The following is a 17,262-nucleotide window of genomic DNA, read 5'->3' as shown; positions in this document are numbered from 1 at the left end:
GAAATGAGTCAGAATGTTTATCAGTTTATCGACCTACAGCGCGTAGATCCGCCGAAAAAGCCGCTGAAGATCCGCAAAATTGAATTTGTTGAGATTTACGAGCCATTCTCGGAAACACAGGCAAAAGCACAGGCAGACCGCTGTTTGTCGTGCGGTAACCCCTATTGCGAATGGAAATGCCCGGTTCATAACTACATCCCTAACTGGCTGAAACTGGCCAACGAAGGGCGGATTATGGAAGCGGCGGACTTGGCTCACCAGACCAATAGCTTGCCGGAAGTCTGCGGCCGTGTGTGCCCGCAAGACCGCTTGTGTGAAGGGTCATGTACTCTGAATGACGAGTTTGGCGCGGTCACCATCGGCAATATCGAGCGCTATATCAGTGATAAAGCCATCGAGATGGGCTGGAAGCCAGATATGTCCCATGTTCACCCCACCGGTAAACGTGTGGCGGTGATCGGCGCTGGCCCAGCCGGGCTGGCCTGTGCTGATGTGCTCGCCCGTAATGGGGTACAGGCGGTGGTGTTTGACCGTCACCCAGAGATTGGCGGCTTGCTAACCTTTGGTATTCCGGCCTTTAAGCTGGAAAAAGAAGTGATGATAAAACGCCGCAAAATCTTCTCCGAGATGGGCATTGAATTCCAACTGAATACTGAAGTTGGCAAAGACATTACCATGGATGCGCTGTTGCAAGAATATGACGCAGTGTTCCTCGGTGTGGGTACTTACCAATCAATGCGCGGTGGCCTGGAAAACGAAGATGCATCCGGTGTGTATGATGCGCTACCGTTCCTGATCGCCAATACTAAGCAGTTGATGGGCTATGAGGCCGCGCCTCACGAACCTTATATCAACATGCAAGGTAAACGCGTAGTGGTGCTGGGTGGCGGTGATACTGCAATGGACTGCGTGCGTTCATCCATTCGCCAAGGGGCTACCGACGTGGTTTGTGCCTATCGCCGTGATGAAGCCAACATGCCGGGTTCCAAACGGGAAGTGAAAAATGCCCGCGAGGAAGGGGTCGAATTTAAATTCAACCTGCAACCTTTGAGCATTGAAGTGAACAGTAACGGCAAAGTTTGTGGTGTGAAAATGGTTCGCACTCAACTGGGCGCTCCAGATGCACAAGGCCGTAGTGTGGCTGAGCAGATCCCTGGTTCAGAGCATATTCTGCCCGCGGATGCCGTGGTGATGGCGTTTGGCTTCCGCCCGCACAGCATGGAATGGTTGGCAGCTCATGATGTGGCATTGGATAAGCAAGGCCGAGTGGTGGCCCCAGAGCGCACTGATAACGCCTTCCAGACCAGTAACCCAAAAATCTTTGCCGGCGGCGATATTGTCCGTGGCTCTGATTTGGTGGTAACTGCTATTGCTGAAGGCCGCAAAGCCGCGGAAGGCATCATGAATTATCTGGAAGTTTGATCCCAATATAGACTCAAAGAAATCGGGGGCTGGTTATCCAGCCCCTTTCATTGCTATTTTCTACTGTATATCCCCACTTACTCAAGATTTTGTAACAATCTCAGCAGCCTTATTTGCAGCATTTTATACCTAAAGCGCTATAGTAAAGGCCGAGTTCATATTGACTAATACTTTATGAGCCAATTTCACTGGTCTGAATATGTTGTTACGCCTTGTTTTAAAGAAAGGATCATCTGTTATGAAATCTCATTTACTTTTCATTGCTGGCGGTTTGCTGGCTATTAGCGGCAGTGCATTAGCGATGTCGCTTAATTATCAAGAGGTTGGCTACAATATTGAGGCGCGAGGCGCTCGCGCAGTGGTGGCTGAATTGGCAAAGGCCGGGCAATTACCTGCTGTAGAGAATAATATAAAGCTGGGTGATGATAACTGGATTGCTATGGCCCCTAAATTAGCAGATGCCGGTAATGCGAGCTTCACTGCGGGGGTGAAATCTGCCCTATCCTCCGCGCTAATTTATAACCCAGCTGCGGTACTCAAAGCAGTAAGCAATAGCAAAACACTAACATTGTCAGAGATTTGCACTGCACCAGCCGATGCTAAAGATAGCGCGGCGAAAGCCAGTTTCCAGCAACGCGCGACTCACACTCTGTCAACGATCAGAAATAGTGACATGATGAGCCAGCGTGATAGCTGCCTGGCCGAGCTGAAAAAGTTATCTTAATTTTTAGCATGACAATATAATTGGCAGAAATAATAAGGGCGGCCACAGCCGCCCTGATAATACATTTGTTCGAGAAATAAAAAGACTACTTAACAACCCGCAATGCTGGGCGACCACCACTACGTGGCGGTTGCGGCGGCTCGTCATCCGGTGAGTTATCCTCGCCGTGAGGCACGTGAGCATCATCGGTTACCAACATCAAGTTTTCCGTCGGTGCCGTTGCGTTATCTTCCTCTTCTATGCCGACAAAATTGCCATCAGCATCAGAATCGTAAGCTTCTTCAGGTTCGAACATGGTGCCTGAACCGTTTTCACGCGCGTAGATTGCCATCACCGCCCCCATAGGGACAGTGACTTCGCGCGGAATACCACCAAAACGGGCATTGAAACTCACTTCCTCATTGCCCAATTCCAGATTTCCCACTGCACGCGGCGCCACATTCAAGACAATTTGCCCATCACGGGCGAACTCCATTGGCACCGAAACACCCGGCCGAGTGACATCCACCACCAAGTGTGGAGTCAGTTGATTATCAATCAACCACTCATAGAATGCGCGCAACAGGTAAGGACGGCGCGGAGACATACCAGACGTCGCCATAAAATTAACCCCGAGTTTGCAGGCGCATTTCACGTTCAGCTTCAGTTAAAGAAGCCAGGAATGCATCACGCTCAAACACACGTGTCATATAGCCTTTAAGCTCTTTAGAACCCGCGCCAGTGAATTCAATGCCTAATTCTGGTAAACGCCACAGCAGAGGAGCCAGATAACAATCGACCAGGCTGAACTCTTCGCTCATAAAGAAAGGCATTTCATTAAATACTGGCGCAATAGTCAGCAGTTCTTCACGTAATTGCTTACGAGCTGCATCTGCTTCCTGCGCATTGCCTTTCTGAATTTTCGCCAGCAGGGAATACCAATCTTGCTCAATGCGGTTCATCATCAAACGGCTGCTACCGCGTGCTACAGGGTAGACCGGCATCAATGGCGGGTGAGGGAAACGCTCATCCAAATATTCCATGATGATGCGGGATTCATACAGCGTCAGCTCGCGATCAACCAAAGTAGGGACGGTCTGGTAGGGATTGAGGTCAATCAGATCCTGCGGCAGATTATCAGCTTCAACCTGCTCAATCTCAACACTGACACCTTTCTCCGCCAGTACGATGCGTACTTGATGGCTAAAAATGTCGGTCGGGCCGGAAAACAGCGTCATTACCGAACGTTTGTTGGCAGCGACAGCCATGAAAACCTCCAAGATTATCTAGAAAACAATGCGAATAGCCCACGGTGACGTTGCTATCCTGAGTCGTTTTACCGCCGGTTCGCAATCAAGGTCGTTGCTGCCGTAAATAAGCCTTGGTCGAGAAAATAATTCAGCCAGGGAGATACACGGACGCCAACAGTTCGCCGAACAGGCACAAAAGTGAGTGATAGTTTACCAGATTTTGCATGTTTTGTGGGGATGGTGCTGCGATTTCATAAAGAATTGTTTATCTGACAACGGTTTAGCGGCAAAAATATAATGAATAAAATAGCGGAAGGGTATTTTTAGCGATTTATCTTGTCTTAAACCAATAAAAAAACCCGGTGAGACACCGGGTTTTTACCACTAATCTGATGCCATAAAGGCAAAAAATTAACGTTTGGAGAACTGTGGACGACGACGTGCTTTACGCAGACCCACTTTCTTACGCTCAACTTCACGCGCATCACGCGTTACGAAGCCAGCTTTACGCAGTTCACCACGCAGAGACTCGTCATATTCCATCAGTGCACGGGTGATACCGTGACGGATAGCGCCAGCCTGACCTGAAATACCACCACCTTTAACAGTGATGTACATGTCAAACTTGGTAACCATGTCTACCAGTTCCAACGGTTGATTCACTACCATACGGGCAGTTTCACGACCGAAGTAAACTTCAAGGCTACGTTGGTTAATAACGATTTTACCGCTACCCGGCTTAAGAAAAACGCGTGCAGCAGAACTTTTGCGGCGACCAGTGCCGTAGTATTGATTTTCAGCCATTGCCATAATCCCGATTAAATGTCCAGAACTTGCGGTTGCTGTGCCGCATGATTGTGCTCAGTACCTGCATAAACTTTAAGTTTACGATACATTGCACGGCCCAGCGGACCCTTCGGCAGCATGCCTTTAACCGCGATTTCAATCACACGCTCAGGACTGCGGGCAATCATCTCTTCAAAGGTCGCTTGTTTGATACCACCGATGTGACCGGTGTGACGGTAATAAATCTTGTCTGTACGCTTGTTACCGGTTACGGCAACTTTTTCTGCGTTCAGAACGATGATGTAATCACCAGTATCAACGTGCGGGGTGTATTCCGCTTTATGCTTGCCGCGTAAGCGACTAGCCAGTTCAGTAGCGAGGCGACCCAAGGTCTTATCCGTCGCGTCAACAACATACCAGTCGCGTTTTACAGTTTCTGGTTTAGCTGTGAAAGTTTTCATTATAAAAGCTTACCCAATTAATAAGTTACACGTTGGTGAACACCCAAACGTTCAAAAACAGTTGAGGCTCACACGACCATCAGTCCAGCAAACCTACCCCTTCGAATAGCCAATGCTGGCACTATACAAAGTTCTGGGAAAAAAACTTTGTTGTAACGTGGGGTCGCAAGATTATAGAGAAGTCGACGTCAAAGATCGAACTGTTTTTGGCGAGAAAGGTATAAATTAAACATGTTAAGTTAGGGCGAAGAATAATCGCCCACCACAGAATAGCATTTTAATGCCTATAAAGTGAATAACTGAGACGCAGATAGCTTTTACCACAAGTGCGCTTACGGCAGGTGCGGTAAAGAGAGATACTCTTCACTTTGCATCTCTTGTAATCGTGATAAACAGCGCTGATATTCAAATTTAAGCCTTTCACCACAATAGATTTCGAACATTGAAGCCTCTGCTGCAATGATCAATTTCACCCGCCGCTCATAAAACTCATCAACTAATGCCAGAAAACGCCGGGCGGTGTTTTCATCCCGCGTCGCCATCTTATGGACATTATGCAGTAATACGGTGTGATAGAGTTTAGAGAGCGCGATGTAATCCAGTTGGCTGCGTGCTTCTTCACACAGTGTATGAAAATCAACTGCCAGAACGCCTTGAGCCGAGCAAATCGCCGGTAAAGGACGATGATTCACTTCCAGCACCGGTGCCCTTTCACCCTCTTTACCTGCAAGTTTGACGAAAATATCCTCCATCGCCTGCTTAGTCTGCGGATTAAGCGGTGTCAGGTAAAGATTGGCCTGAGTTAATGTGCGCAGACGGTAATCAATACCAGCATCGACATTCATCACATCGCAATATTGCTTAATAAGCTCTATGGCCGGTAAAAAGCGAGCACGCTGCAAACCGTTACGATATAAGTCATCCGGTGGAATATTGGATGTCGCAACCAATGTAATGCCGCGGGCAAATAAGGCTTCCAGCAATGTTGCCAGCAACATGGCGTCAGTAATATCCGAAACAAAAAACTCATCAAAACACAGCACATCAGTCTGTGCCTTGAAACCATCAGCAATAATCTCTAAAGGATTTTCATGGCCTTGCAGTGTTGTTAGCTCTTGATGTACCCGCAACATAAAACGGTGGAAATGCAGACGGAGCTTACGCTCACCCGGCAAACTGTGGAAAAACATATCCATCAGCCAGGTTTTACCCCGCCCGACCCCGCCCCACATGTACAAGCCCTGAGCTGGGCGTATGGGCGTTTTGGGTGCACGACGGCCCAGTAAGCGGCCCAAGTGCCCTCGGATGCCCACATTGGCCGCAGGTGCGCTCTGGCATTGATTTAGCGCCTGATAAAGAGTGTCCAGCCGTGCGACGGTGCGCCGTTGGACGTCATCAGCTTGATAATCGCCAGCATCAATTGCCTGCTGGTAAAGTGCTATAGGTGAACTCGGTTGCATGTTTATCAACAATCCCTGATAAAATAGTTATCTACTTTTGTGGTACTTTATTGCTGATTTATCGGGCAATCGCAGCATTTACCGACACTGCCACTGCGGAAAAATCCTGATAACCATAGGCAATGTTGCATCAGGATTCCACTCCTGCAAGGTTAACGGTTATAGTGGGTATTATTAAGTGAAAAAGCCCTGCTGAACAATGAAGTCAAAAAAGGAGTCATTATGACCTGGGAGTATGCGCTTATTGGGTTGGTTGTTGGTATTGTGATTGGCGCGGTGGCTATGCGCTTTGGCAACCGTAAATTGCGTCAGCAGCAAGTGCTGCAAAATGAGCTGGAGAAGAGTAAATCAGATCTAGAGGAATACCGTCAGGAACTGGTTGGGCATTTTGCCCGCAGTGCCGAGTTGCTCGATAACATGGCTCGTGACTATCGCCAGCTTTATCAGCATATGGCGAAAAGCTCCAATAACTTGTTGCCAGACTTGCCAATGCAAGATAATCCGTTCCGCTACCGTCTGACGGAATCCGAAGCGGATAATGATCAAGCACCGGTCAAAATGCCACCTCGTGATTACTCCGAAGGAGCATCCGGTTTACTGCGTCCGGAACATCAGACTCGGGACTGAGCTAAACTTCTATCTATACCCTAAATAATTCGAGTTGCAGGAAAGCGGCAAGCGATATACAAATCGGTCGGGAACCGATTTGAACAGCATTTATGCTAGCCCGCAGGGTGAGCCTCAAGGAGGAAGCTCATTCATCCCGATGAGCTTACTGTGGTAAGTAATTCGGGTTATTGAGTGTAACCAACGCACATGCTGCTTGAAGTATGACGGGGATATCAAGCTGACTGCGGCGCTCACCGCCGTAGTCAGCACATTTACACTTCTATACCTACCTCTCCTTGAATTGCTTTACGCTAACCCCTATATCAAGTGACATCTTAGGGTGCTTATTTTTAGCACAGCAGTAGCCTTTTGAAATAAGTGAATTTTTTAGCTCATTCAGAGTCTGAATTTATAACGGGCCTGTAGCAGCCATCTACCCTATTCATTCACCGTTAGGTATTGAGAGAGTTTAAATCAATGAAGAAAAAATCATTATTTCTTAGTGCGCTGGCAATGAGTGTCGGCTTAGGCCTCGCGTCTGTTCCTATGGTGAGCGCAGCGGCTCTTCCGGCGGCAGTCGCCGGGCAATCAGTCCCAAGTCTGGCACCTATGCTAGAGAAAGTGTTGCCTGCGGTTGTTAGCGTTCACGTATCGGGCACTCAGGTGCAGCAGCAACGTTTGCCGGAAGAGTTCAAATTCTTCTTTGGCCCAAATGCGCCAACGGGCAAAGAGAGCAATCGCCCATTTGAAGGTTTGGGATCTGGCGTCATCATTAACGCGGAAAAAGGTTATGTGCTGACCAATAACCACGTGATCAATAACGCGGATAAAATTCGTGTCCAGCTCAATGATGGCCGTGAATATGATGCCAAATTGCTGGGCCGTGATGAACAAACTGATATCGCTTTATTGCAGCTAACTGATGCCAAAAACCTGACAGCAATTAAAATTGCAGATTCCGATAACCTGCGAGTCGGTGATTTTGCCGTCGCCGTGGGCAACCCATTTGGTCTCGGGCAGACCGCGACCTCCGGTATCATTTCCGCACTGGGCCGTAGTGGTTTGAATCTGGAAGGGTTAGAAAACTTTATTCAGACCGACGCCTCTATCAACCGGGGTAACTCCGGTGGTGCGCTAGTTAACCTGAACGGCGAATTGATCGGGATTAACACCGCTATTCTGGCGCCAGGTGGCGGTAACATCGGTATCGGCTTCGCCATTCCAAGTAATATGGCGCAAAACCTCAGCCAACAGTTAATTGAATTTGGCGAAGTGAAACGCGGCCTACTGGGTATTCGTGGTAGTGAAATGACCGCTGATATGGCGAAAGCCTTTAACATTGATGCACAGCGCGGCGCTTTTGTCAGTGAAGTGCTGCCAAAATCAGCGGCCTCTAAAGCCGGTATCAAAGCGGGCGACGTATTGGTTTCCGTCGATGGCAAGCCCGTTAGCAGCTTTGCTGAGTTACGTGCCAAAGTAGGCACTACCGGGCCGGGCAAAACCATTAAAGTCGGTTTATTGCGTGATGGCAAACCGCTTGAAGTGGCTGTAACGCTGGAGAACAGTAGCCCAACATCGACCAGTGCTGATACCTTATCGCCCTCATTGCAAGGTGCATCGCTGAGCAATGGCGAAATCAAGGGTGGCAGCAAGGGTGTCAAAGTTGAAAACGTCACCAAAGGCTCACCGGCAGCGCAATCGGGCTTGCAGAAAGACGATGTGATTATTGCCGTAAACCGTGTGCGAGTGAAAGATATCGCCGAGTTACGCAAAGCTATTGAAGCTAAACCCGCTGTGATTGCACTGAATATTGTGCGCGGTGAAGAGAATATTTATCTATTAATCCGCTAATTTGCAGAAAAATCGGACACAGCACAATGCTGTGTCCGCCAAACTCATGCTATCCTCCGGTTACCTATTCATTCATGCCTTAGACTTCATGTTTCTTAAGCTATTGCGTTCTATTATTTTGGGGCTAATTGTTGCCGGTATCTTGCTGGTCGCAATCCCTATGCTCCGCAGCCCCGGTCACTTTTTTTCGGGCAATGGTGATCGCGTAGATGAAGAGGCTCCAGTCAGTTATAACCAAGCTGTGCGTAGGGCTGCCCCTGCAGTTGTTAATGTTTATAACCGTAGCCTAAGCCCTAATCAGGAAGGATTAGCCATTCGAACCTTAGGTTCTGGCGTTATCATGAGTGATAAGGGTTATATCCTGACCAATAAACACGTTATCAATAATGCAGAACAAATCATTGTCGCATTACAAAATGGCCGTATCTCTGAAGCCTTGTTGGTCGGTTCAGATAACCTGACTGATTTAGCTGTGTTGAAAATTGATGCCGTCAACCTGCCGGTTATTCCGATTAATATTAACCGGACGCCACATATTGGTGATGTCGTGCTGGCCATTGGCAACCCCTATAATCTTGGACAAACCGTCACTCAGGGAATTATCAGTGCCACCGGGCGTATTGGTTTGAGTTCTTCTGGCCGACAAAATTTCCTCCAAACAGATGCCTCCATTAATCAGGGTAATTCCGGGGGAGCACTGGTCAATACTCTTGGCGAGTTGGTGGGGATCAACACACTTTCATTTGATAAAAGTAGCAATGGGGAAACTCCGGAAGGCATCGGTTTTGCCATTCCGACCGCGCTTGCCACCAAAGTAATGGAAAAACTGATTCGTGATGGGCGGGTGATCCGCGGCTATATTGGTATTACCGGCGAGGAGTATCCACCATTCAATGCCAGCGGTAATAATGGCGACCGAATACATGGCATTAAGGTGAATAAGATATCGCCAAATGGCCCAGCAGCGAATGCTGACTTGCAGGTGGGTGATATTATTCTAAGCGTTAATAATAAGCCTGCGACGTCCGTGATAGAAACCATGGATCAGGTGGCAGAAATTCGTCCGGGAACCACAATCCCAGTCTTATTATTACGCAATGGCCAGCAAATCACAGCACAAATTACTATTACCGAATTGGATCAAAATGAGCTCCTTGAACAACAGCCAGCGCCGTTGTCATAGGGCTTGTATAGCCTAACCGACTGCATTAATTGCAAAAAAATGCCAGCCTAATATCACCGGCTGGCATTTTTTATAGGGCGGCTAGAAAAACTTACTCGCCTTTTATACGCTCAATATTCGCACCTAACGCACGTAATTTATCTTCAATACCTTCGTAACCACGATCGATATGATAAATACGGTCAACAATGGTTACCCCATCAGCGATACAGCCCGCTAATACCAAGCTGGCAGAAGCACGCAAATCGGTTGCCATAACCTGAGCACCCGACAGTTGCTCAACACCATAGCAAATCACAGTATTGCTCTCGATTTCTGCATGTGCGCCCATGCGGATCAGTTCTGGCACATGCATAAAACGATTTTCAAAAATTGTTTCGGTGATAACACCGGTTCCTTCTGCAACCAAGTTCAATAAGCTGAACTGAGCCTGCATATCTGTTGGGAAACCAGGGTGTGGCGCGGTACGAAAAGTCACGGCTTTAGGGCGCTTACCCTGCATATCCAGGCTTATCCAGTCCTCGCCGATTTCAATATCAGCACCCGCCTCACGCAGTTTAGCCAGTACCGCATCCAGCGTATCTGGACGAGTCTGACGACACACCACTTTACCGCCAGAGATAGCCGCTGCAACCAGGAAAGTCCCGGTTTCAATACGGTCAGGCAGCACTCGGTAAACACCGCCACCCAAGCGCGCTACACCCTCAATGGTGATGCGGTCAGTCCCTGCGCCAGTGATTTTAGCGCCCAGCGTATTCAGGAAATTCGCTGTATCGACAATTTCTGGCTCGCGAGCGGCGTTTTCAATGACTGTGGTGCCTTCAGCCAAGGTTGCAGCACTCATAATGGTTACGGTTGCGCCAACGCTGACTTTATCCATCACGATATGCGCGCCTTTCAGGCGGCCATTGACGGAAGCTTTAACGTAACCTTCTTCCAGCTTGATTTCGGCACCCAGTTGCTCTAAACCGGTGATATGTAAATCGACCGGACGCGCGCCGATAGCACAACCGCCCGGTAAAGAAACCTGCCCTTTACCAAAGCGAGCAACCAATGGCCCCAAAGCCCAAATGGAGGCGCGCATGGTTTTAACCAAATCGTAAGGCGCGCAGAACTCGTCCACACCGCTGGCATCAACAAAAACGGAGCCGGAAGCATCACGTTCGATTTTGGTGCCTAATTGGCTCAGCAATTTAATGGTGGTATCAATGTCTTTTAGCTTTGGGACATTTTGCAACTCTACCGGGTCTTCTGCCAATAACGCAGCAAACATTATCGGTAATGCCGCGTTTTTCGCTCCGGAAATGGTGACTTCACCGCTTAGGCGAGTCCGCCCCTGCACACGAAACTTATCCATTGTGACCACTCTTTGTTGTCAAAATACTGGTTATCGTCAAAATACTGATCGACAAATTCGAATTCACTGCCCGCTTGAGACACAGCCTGACAAACCTGTAGGCAATCCTGAAGCCAACAGCATCAAAAACCGTTTAGTTTGCGATCCCGCTGCCACTCTTGTGGCGTATAGGCCTTAATGGATAAGGCATGAATACGGTTATCAGCAATATATTCCATCAGCGGCGCATACACCGCCTGCTGCTTTTTCACACGACTCATATCAACAAACAACTCACCCACAGCAATCACCTGAAAGTGGCTGCCATCACCGGTAACATGCGCTTCTTGTAATGCCAATGCTTGCATCAGCACGTCTTTAATTTCGTTAGTATCCATAAGATTCATTCTATTTTAAGAGGATCGTAATCAATTGAACATATTAGTGGAATACGGCTTTCTCTGAAACTAAAGAAAAGCCCCTGTTTCGTGATTACGCTCAGGGGCTTAAAAACTTTAGCTTTTTTGCTTTAGCAATAGGCGACACAAAAGGCCGCTAACTTAATTCTCATCGCTAGATACTGGCCGTTTCTACCGGGATGACATCCTGCAAATTGTACAGTTCAATCAAGGTAGACAACCGGTCGCTGACACCGGTAATCGCTAATGAGACACCCTGTTTACTGCGCAGTTCACGAAAATGGACCAGCAGCGCCAGACCGGAGGAATCAACACGCTGTAATTGGCTAACATCAATACGCGTTTTATCGGCCAACAATGCATCGCGCTGTTGCCATAAAGGTAGCAGCGTTTCGCGATCCAATTCACCTTGCAGTATCAGCGTTTCCTGCTGCGACTGCCAATTCAGTTCATCCGCCATAATCACTACTTATCTAAAGTTATCGGCTGTTTCGCTGCAATAAGCAACTGCTGAGTCAAACCATCAACCCCTTTCTGACGCAGGATAGAGGCCCACTCATTTTGCTTGGTGCTGATCATGCTAACCCCTTCGGCTATCATGTCATACGCCTGCCAGTTACCGGTTTGGCTGTTTTTACGCCACTGGAAATCTAAACGTACCGGAGGGCGGCCATTAGGGTCAAGGATGGTCACACGAATGGCGACGATATTGGCATCACCCAATGGCTGGTCTGGTGCAACATCGTAAGTTTGGCCGTGATATAGCGCCAAGGCCTGGCCATATGCTTGTTCCAAATATTGACTGAATGCATTGAAGTAGGCTTCGCGCTGTGCCGGGGTGGCGGCTTTGTAATAGCTGCCCAGCACCAATGCGCCAGCATATTTAATCTGAACAAATGGCAATAACTCTTCGCGTACAATAGTGCGCAAATATTCAGGATTTTGTTTAATGTTAGCTTGTTCGGTTTTCAGGCGCGTAAAGGTTCTTTGCGCGGCTTCATCCATCAGACGGTATGGGTTGGTTTGATCGACAGCATTAGCCAATGGGGCTACCACCAACAACGCGACCATAAGTAAACGTTTAAACATTCGATACCCTCTTAAGGATGTTGAGTAGCAGGTGAGCTGCTATTGGCTGGTGCCGGTTCGCTGGCTGGCGCATCAGAATTACCATCACCGCCGCTCTTGTACAAGAACTGACCGATAAGGTCTTCCAGAACCAATGCAGATTTCGTGTCTTGAATGACGCCACCATCTTTCAAAATACTGGTGCCCATATCCGGGTCTTCAAAACCGACATTGAGCGCCAAGAACTGCTCGCCCAATAAACCGGAAGTGCGTACCGCCAGTGAGCTGGTGTCCGGGATATGGTTATAGCGCTGCTGGATATCTATCGCCACACGCGGGCTGTAATTTTTAGTATCCAGCGTAATATCAGCGACTCGGCCCACCACAACCCCGCCAATTTTGACTGGCGAATTGTTTTTCAAGCCACCAATATTGTCAAAATTAGCATAAATCCGATACGTCGGCTGATTACCCACTGATTTGATATCTGCCACTTTCAAGCAGAGGAATACGACGGCCAGAATAGCAATCAGTATAAATGCCCCTACCCAGATTTCACTTTTCTTCGTTTGCATCGACTCAGTTCCCAAACATCAGTGCTGTCAGCACAAAATCTAATCCCAATACCGCCAGTGATGAATGCACCACAGTACGGGTCGTTGCCCGGCTGATCCCCTCAGATGTTGGGACCGCATCATACCCATTGAACAGCGCAATCCAAGTCACGGTAATGGCAAATACCAGGCTCTTAATCAGGCAATTCAGTAAATCTGTGCGCCACTCGACGGCACTTTGCATCGCAGACCAGAAGAAACCGCTGTCGATTCCTTTCCAGTCGACACCGACCACTGAGCCGCCCCAGATACCCACCGCGACAAAAATAGCCGTCAATAGTGGCATACTGATAAGCCCGGCCCAGAACCGAGGAGCAACCACTCGCCTTAGGGGATCAATCGCCATCATTTCCAAGCTGGAAATCTGTTCAGTGGCTTTCATTAGGCCAATTTCTGCCGTCAGGGCAGAACCGGCCCGGCCAGCAAACAGCAGCGCCGTCACTACTGGCCCCAATTCCCGCAGTAATGATAAAGAAACCATCATCCCGAGGCTGGCTTCTGCACTGTATGTGGTGAGGATCAAAAAGCCCTGCAAGCCCAAAACCATACCGATAAACAGACCGGAAACCACAATAATCAGTAAAGATTGCACCCCAACGCTATACAGCTGCTTGACCAATAACGGCCACTGTTTTCGCGGCTCAGGCCGGCCAACCAGTGCATTAAACAGCATTAAACCTGCGCGACCAAAGGATACGCAGACATTAATGCCCCGGCGGCCTAAAGACGCCAATGCCTGTACTAACATGAATACTCCATCTATTAGCCCAACAGCTCAGTTTTATAATCACCCGCCGGGAAACGGAAAGGCACCGGCCCATCGGCAATACCATCGAGGAACTGACGCACCCGCTGATCATCATTGGCTTGTAGCTGCTCTGGTGTTCCTTCAGCAATCACATGCTGATCGGCAACAATATAAGCATAATCAGCAATACTTAGCACTTCCGGTACATCGTGGGAAACCACCACGCAGGTGACCCCCAGTGCATGATTCAGCTCATCAATCAGTTTTACCAGTACGCCCATGGTGATAGGGTCCTGACCAACAAAAGGCTCATCAAACATAATCAATTCGGGATCAAGGGCAATAGCCCGCGCCAATGCGGCACGACGCGCCATACCGCCAGAAAGCTCAGCGGGCATTAAGTTAGCCGCACCACGCAACCCTACGGCCTCTAACTTCATCATCACCGTGCTGTGCAGCAACTCTTCCGGTAAGCGACTATGTTCACGTAATGGGAAAGCCACATTCTCAAATACGGTTAAATCGGTGAATAACGCACCCGATTGAAATAACATGCTCATTTTCTTGCGCACATCATACAAACGCTGGCGAGAAAGCGCCGGAATATTATCACCATCAAACCAGATTTCACCGGTATCCGGTGCCAGTTGCCCACCAATTAGGCGCAACAGAGTGGTTTTACCGATCCCCGAAGGCCCCATAATCGCTGTAACTTTGCCGCGCGGAACCGTCATATTGATATCGGCGAATATCGGGCGCTCACCACGGGTAAAACTCATCCCGCGGATCTCTATCAAATTCGACGCCAGTTGGTTCATTATCATTCGTCCCTTAGGCCTTTTATGACTCATCTAGCGCCAATGTTACAGCAAATGGCGATAACGAGCGCAATTGGGAAGTATTCTGACAACTTATTAACGCTTTTTCGTAGCCAAAGTTGCCATACGTTTTACTTTTCTGGCACTCACAGTCAAAATTAGGGGTAAGTAAAAAAAAGCGTAACGCGTTTTTAGTGATTTTTACCAACGAGTTTATGCCAATGGATCGGGATTATACCCTAAATAATTCGAGTTACAGGACTGCGGCAACTAAGTGAATTCCCAACAGCTTACATGAGTAAGTGACTGGGGTGAGCGAAGACAGCCAACACATCTGTGGTTTGAAGCATGACGGGTATATCACTAATAAAGGACTCTGCATGTTTCTTGCGATAGCACTATTAATCATTGGCTTAGTTTTATTGGTGTACGGCGCCGATCGATTAGTTTATGGCGCTGCCGTGTTATCCCGTTCTTTCGGTATCCCACCACTCATTATTGGGATGACCATTGTTGGCATTGGCACCTCACTGCCGGAGCTGATTGTATCAGTAACCGCGGCACTGAATAACCAAACAGATATGGCCGTCGGGAATGTGTTGGGCTCCAATATTACCAATCTATTGCTGATTGTCGGCGGTGCCGCCCTAATACGCCCGCTGACCGTGCGTTCAGAGATTGTACGGCGCGAATTACCCTTGATGTTGGTCGTGACGGTATTATGTGGTTTCCTGCTGGCTGACAATCATCTTAGCCGGGGGGATGGTGTTATTTTGCTATTGGCGGCGGCGGTTTTTATTATTCTGATACTGAAAATCGCACGCCTGGCCCATTCGCAAGGAAATGATATTCTCACTCGCGAGCAATTGGCTGAGCTGCCGCAAGACAGCAGTAATACTGTCGCATTATTATGGCTAGTGCTGGCATTCATTATTTTGCCACTCTCAGCCAAAATGATAATAGACAATGCTACGGTCATCGCCAGAGTCGCGGGTGTCAGTGAATTAGTTATCGGGCTGACTGTCATTGCCATTGGTACTAGCTTACCTGAGCTGGCCACCTTTATTGCCGGTGCGCTAAAAGGTGAAAATGATATGGCGGTCGGCAATATCATCGGTTCAAATATTTTTAATATTGTCATTGTGTTAGGCGTCCCCGCACTGCTGTCTCCGGGTGATATCAACCCCGAGGCTTTTCAACGAGATTATTGGGTCATGCTTGTTGTCAGTGTGATATTTACTGTGCTTTGTCTGGGGCGTAAACATCGAATCGGCCATATGGCGGGCGCTCTGTTATTATGCGGGTTTATCGCGTACCTAGTAGCGGTGCTTATACCCTAAATAATTCGATTTGCAGCCAGGCGGCAATTGGGCAAGCCCTCTGGAGCTTACACAAGTAAGTAACTGGGCGCACGAAAGCAGCCAACACATAGGCAGATTGAAGTATGACGGGTATATTTTGGCGGCCCTTAACTGCGGCCTAACCCATGTTGCCTACCAACATTGAGCGGGAAATAAGTATGTCTTTTTCTAATTTACAGCCGGGTGAGGATTTGCAGCCAAAAGTTGATTTTCAACAGGCAGGTAAACAAGTATTACAAATTGAGCGCGAAGGACTGGCGCAGCTTGATCAATACATTAATGACGATTTTGCCCGCGCTTGCGAGGCAATATTTAACTGTCACGGTAAAGTTGTCGTTATGGGGATGGGTAAATCTGGCCATATTGGGTGCAAAATTGCCGCGACTTTCGCCAGCACCGGTACCCCGTCATTCTTTGTCCATCCCGGCGAGGCCAGTCATGGCGATTTGGGGATGATCACGCCGCAAGATATCGTGCTAGCCATCTCCAACTCAGGGGAATCCAACGAAATCCTGGCATTGATCCCCGTCCTCAAGCGCCAGAAAATCCAGCTTATTTGCATGAGCAACAACCCAGAAAGCACCATGGGCAAAGCGGCTGATATTCACTTATGTATCAAGGTGCCGCAAGAAGCCTGCCCACTGGGGCTGGCCCCAACCACCAGCACTACCGCCACATTAGTGATGGGTGATGCCCTTGCGGTGGCTTTGCTGCAGGCGCGGGGCTTCACTCAGGAAGATTTTGCCCTCTCCCATCCCGGCGGCGCACTAGGGCGCAAATTATTATTGCGGATCAGCGATATTATGCACACTGGTGCCGACATTCCTCACGTCAGCCCTGATGCTTCATTACGTGATGCGTTACTGGAGATTACTCGGAAAAATCTGGGTTTAACCGTAATCTGTGACGATCTGATGATGATTAAAGGTATCTTTACCGATGGGGATTTGCGCCGGGTATTCGATATGGGCATTGACTTAAATCACGCGAAAATCGCCGATGTGATGACCAAAGGTGGCATTCGGGTGCGGCCAAATCTGTTGGCGGTAGATGTCCTCAACCTGATGGAATCACGTCATATTACCGCGGTATTAGTGGCCGATGGTGACCAATTGCTGGGTGTGGTGCATATGCACGACATGCTGAGAGCCGGTGTTGTTTAATAAAAGGTAA

19 protein-coding genes are annotated in these 17,262 nt (G+C 48.5%); 7 read left to right on the top strand and 12 right to left on the bottom strand.

All coding sequences use genetic code 11. The annotated features are described in order from the left end of the window. Window positions 1-3: 3 nt before the first annotated feature. Both DX162_RS08335 and DX162_RS08330 read left to right on the top strand, forming a co-directional pair. Complete coding sequence (locus DX162_RS08335; RefSeq protein WP_004392007.1) at window positions 4-1,422, top strand: glutamate synthase small subunit; 1,419 nt, start codon at window positions 4-6, stop codon at window positions 1,420-1,422. Between the two features lie 238 nt (window positions 1,423-1,660). Continuing rightward, window positions 1,661-2,146, top strand: a complete 486-nt coding sequence (locus DX162_RS08330; protein ID WP_004392008.1) for a hypothetical protein — start codon at window positions 1,661-1,663, stop codon at window positions 2,144-2,146. Between the two features lie 85 nt (window positions 2,147-2,231). On the opposite strand, the gene sspB is transcribed toward DX162_RS08330, so the two are convergent. From sspB to zapE, 5 genes are all read right to left on the bottom strand, one after another. Beyond that, complete coding sequence (sspB, locus tag DX162_RS08325) at window positions 2,232-2,747, bottom strand: ClpXP protease specificity-enhancing factor (RefSeq protein WP_004392009.1); 516 nt, start codon at window positions 2,745-2,747, stop codon at window positions 2,232-2,234. 4 nt (window positions 2,748-2,751) lie between these two features. Then, entirely contained in the window at window positions 2,752-3,393 is a 642-nt protein-coding gene (sspA, locus tag DX162_RS08320; RefSeq protein ID WP_004392010.1) for a stringent starvation protein SspA, read from the bottom strand. A 393-nt stretch (window positions 3,394-3,786) separates the two neighbouring features. Then, entirely contained in the window at window positions 3,787-4,179 is a 393-nt protein-coding gene (gene rpsI, locus DX162_RS08315; protein ID WP_005162424.1) for a 30S ribosomal protein S9, read from the bottom strand. A gap of 14 nt (window positions 4,180-4,193) precedes the next feature. Next, window positions 4,194-4,622, bottom strand: a complete 429-nt coding sequence (gene rplM, locus DX162_RS08310) for a 50S ribosomal protein L13 (RefSeq protein WP_004392012.1) — start codon at window positions 4,620-4,622, stop codon at window positions 4,194-4,196. A 332-nt stretch (window positions 4,623-4,954) separates the two neighbouring features. Beyond that, window positions 4,955-6,082 carry a cell division protein ZapE gene (gene zapE, locus DX162_RS08305; RefSeq protein ID WP_004392013.1) on the bottom strand — a complete coding sequence of 376 codons (1,128 nt, stop codon included), beginning with the start codon at window positions 6,080-6,082 and terminating at the stop codon, window positions 4,955-4,957. Window positions 6,083-6,304: 222 nt separating this feature from the next. Between zapE and zapG the strand changes: the two genes are divergently transcribed. The 3 genes from zapG to degS all read left to right on the top strand — a co-directional run bounded on the left by zapG (window position 6,305) and on the right by degS (window position 9,725). Next, entirely contained in the window at window positions 6,305-6,709 is a 405-nt protein-coding gene (gene zapG / locus DX162_RS08300; protein ID WP_004392014.1) for a Z-ring associated protein ZapG, read from the top strand. A gap of 459 nt (window positions 6,710-7,168) precedes the next feature. Beyond that, window positions 7,169-8,542 carry a serine endoprotease DegQ gene (gene degQ, locus DX162_RS08295; protein WP_004392015.1) on the top strand — a complete coding sequence of 458 codons (1,374 nt, stop codon included), beginning with the start codon at window positions 7,169-7,171 and terminating at the stop codon, window positions 8,540-8,542. Between the two features lie 88 nt (window positions 8,543-8,630). Continuing rightward, complete coding sequence (gene degS / locus DX162_RS08290; RefSeq protein WP_004392016.1) at window positions 8,631-9,725, top strand: outer membrane-stress sensor serine endopeptidase DegS; 1,095 nt, start codon at window positions 8,631-8,633, stop codon at window positions 9,723-9,725. Window positions 9,726-9,816: 91 nt separating this feature from the next. Here degS and murA read toward each other — a convergent pair whose 3' ends face one another. The 7 genes from murA to mlaF form a co-directional block, all read right to left on the bottom strand. Beyond that, window positions 9,817-11,082, bottom strand: coding sequence for a UDP-N-acetylglucosamine 1-carboxyvinyltransferase (gene murA / locus DX162_RS08285; protein WP_004392017.1), 1,266 nt, complete (start codon window positions 11,080-11,082; stop codon window positions 9,817-9,819). A 122-nt stretch (window positions 11,083-11,204) separates the two neighbouring features. After that, complete coding sequence (ibaG, locus tag DX162_RS08280) at window positions 11,205-11,459, bottom strand: BolA family iron metabolism protein IbaG (RefSeq protein WP_004392019.1); 255 nt, start codon at window positions 11,457-11,459, stop codon at window positions 11,205-11,207. 175 nt (window positions 11,460-11,634) lie between these two features. Continuing rightward, the gene (gene mlaB / locus DX162_RS08275) at window positions 11,635-11,940 is read right to left on the bottom strand and encodes a lipid asymmetry maintenance protein MlaB (RefSeq protein ID WP_032820609.1); all 306 of its coding nucleotides are present in this window, start codon (window positions 11,938-11,940) and stop codon (window positions 11,635-11,637) included. A gap of 5 nt (window positions 11,941-11,945) precedes the next feature. Continuing rightward, on the bottom strand, window positions 11,946-12,569 hold the full coding sequence (gene mlaC / locus DX162_RS08270) for a phospholipid-binding protein MlaC (protein WP_032820587.1): 624 nt from the start codon (window positions 12,567-12,569) through the stop codon (window positions 11,946-11,948). A gap of 11 nt (window positions 12,570-12,580) precedes the next feature. Beyond that, complete coding sequence (mlaD, locus tag DX162_RS08265) at window positions 12,581-13,123, bottom strand: outer membrane lipid asymmetry maintenance protein MlaD (RefSeq protein ID WP_004392021.1); 543 nt, start codon at window positions 13,121-13,123, stop codon at window positions 12,581-12,583. Between the two features lie 4 nt (window positions 13,124-13,127). Beyond that, window positions 13,128-13,910: a lipid asymmetry maintenance ABC transporter permease subunit MlaE gene (gene mlaE, locus DX162_RS08260; RefSeq protein WP_004392022.1), complete on the bottom strand. Its 783-nt coding sequence runs from the start codon at window positions 13,908-13,910 to the stop codon at window positions 13,128-13,130. 14 nt (window positions 13,911-13,924) lie between these two features. Continuing rightward, on the bottom strand, window positions 13,925-14,728 hold the full coding sequence (gene mlaF / locus DX162_RS08255) for a phospholipid ABC transporter ATP-binding protein MlaF (RefSeq protein WP_004392023.1): 804 nt from the start codon (window positions 14,726-14,728) through the stop codon (window positions 13,925-13,927). Window positions 14,729-15,108: 380 nt separating this feature from the next. On the opposite strand from mlaF, the gene DX162_RS08250 reads away from it, so the two are divergent. Then, window positions 15,109-16,068, top strand: a complete 960-nt coding sequence (locus tag DX162_RS08250; protein ID WP_032820589.1) for a calcium/sodium antiporter — start codon at window positions 15,109-15,111, stop codon at window positions 16,066-16,068. Window positions 16,069-16,247: 179 nt separating this feature from the next. Beyond that, complete coding sequence (gene kdsD, locus DX162_RS08245) at window positions 16,248-17,252, top strand: arabinose-5-phosphate isomerase KdsD (RefSeq protein WP_032820591.1); 1,005 nt, start codon at window positions 16,248-16,250, stop codon at window positions 17,250-17,252. Window positions 17,253-17,262 lie beyond the last annotated feature (10 nt).

The sequence above is a fragment of the Yersinia kristensenii genome (assembly GCF_900460525.1).
Taxonomy (GTDB): Bacteria; Pseudomonadota; Gammaproteobacteria; order Enterobacterales; family Enterobacteriaceae; genus Yersinia; species Yersinia kristensenii.
This window is presented reverse-complemented; position numbering and strand designations above follow the sequence as displayed.

What these genes read in the sequence shown, in the direction of transcription:
- DX162_RS08335 (WP_004392007.1), top strand. Translation starts at nt 4, where the DNA reads ATGAGTCAGAATGTTTATCAGTTTATCGACCTACAGCGCGTAGATCCG.
- DX162_RS08330 (WP_004392008.1), top strand. Translation starts at nt 1,661, where the DNA reads ATGAAATCTCATTTACTTTTCATTGCTGGCGGTTTGCTGGCTATTAGC.
- sspB (WP_004392009.1), bottom strand. Translation starts at nt 2,747, where the DNA reads ATGGCGACGTCTGGTATGTCTCCGCGCCGTCCTTACCTGTTGCGCGCA.
- sspA (WP_004392010.1), bottom strand. Translation starts at nt 3,393, where the DNA reads ATGGCTGTCGCTGCCAACAAACGTTCGGTAATGACGCTGTTTTCCGGC.
- rpsI (WP_005162424.1), bottom strand. Translation starts at nt 4,179, where the DNA reads ATGGCTGAAAATCAATACTACGGCACTGGTCGCCGCAAAAGTTCTGCT.
- rplM (WP_004392012.1), bottom strand. Translation starts at nt 4,622, where the DNA reads ATGAAAACTTTCACAGCTAAACCAGAAACTGTAAAACGCGACTGGTAT.
- zapE (WP_004392013.1), bottom strand. Translation starts at nt 6,082, where the DNA reads ATGCAACCGAGTTCACCTATAGCACTTTACCAGCAGGCAATTGATGCT.
- zapG (WP_004392014.1), top strand. Translation starts at nt 6,305, where the DNA reads ATGACCTGGGAGTATGCGCTTATTGGGTTGGTTGTTGGTATTGTGATT.
- degQ (WP_004392015.1), top strand. Translation starts at nt 7,169, where the DNA reads ATGAAGAAAAAATCATTATTTCTTAGTGCGCTGGCAATGAGTGTCGGC.
- degS (WP_004392016.1), top strand. Translation starts at nt 8,631, where the DNA reads ATGTTTCTTAAGCTATTGCGTTCTATTATTTTGGGGCTAATTGTTGCC.
- murA (WP_004392017.1), bottom strand. Translation starts at nt 11,082, where the DNA reads ATGGATAAGTTTCGTGTGCAGGGGCGGACTCGCCTAAGCGGTGAAGTC.
- ibaG (WP_004392019.1), bottom strand. Translation starts at nt 11,459, where the DNA reads ATGGATACTAACGAAATTAAAGACGTGCTGATGCAAGCATTGGCATTA.
- mlaB (WP_032820609.1), bottom strand. Translation starts at nt 11,940, where the DNA reads ATGGCGGATGAACTGAATTGGCAGTCGCAGCAGGAAACGCTGATACTG.
- mlaC (WP_032820587.1), bottom strand. Translation starts at nt 12,569, where the DNA reads ATGTTTAAACGTTTACTTATGGTCGCGTTGTTGGTGGTAGCCCCATTG.
- mlaD (WP_004392021.1), bottom strand. Translation starts at nt 13,123, where the DNA reads ATGCAAACGAAGAAAAGTGAAATCTGGGTAGGGGCATTTATACTGATT.
- mlaE (WP_004392022.1), bottom strand. Translation starts at nt 13,910, where the DNA reads ATGTTAGTACAGGCATTGGCGTCTTTAGGCCGCCGGGGCATTAATGTC.
- mlaF (WP_004392023.1), bottom strand. Translation starts at nt 14,728, where the DNA reads ATGAACCAACTGGCGTCGAATTTGATAGAGATCCGCGGGATGAGTTTT.
- DX162_RS08250 (WP_032820589.1), top strand. Translation starts at nt 15,109, where the DNA reads ATGTTTCTTGCGATAGCACTATTAATCATTGGCTTAGTTTTATTGGTG.
- kdsD (WP_032820591.1), top strand. Translation starts at nt 16,248, where the DNA reads ATGTCTTTTTCTAATTTACAGCCGGGTGAGGATTTGCAGCCAAAAGTT.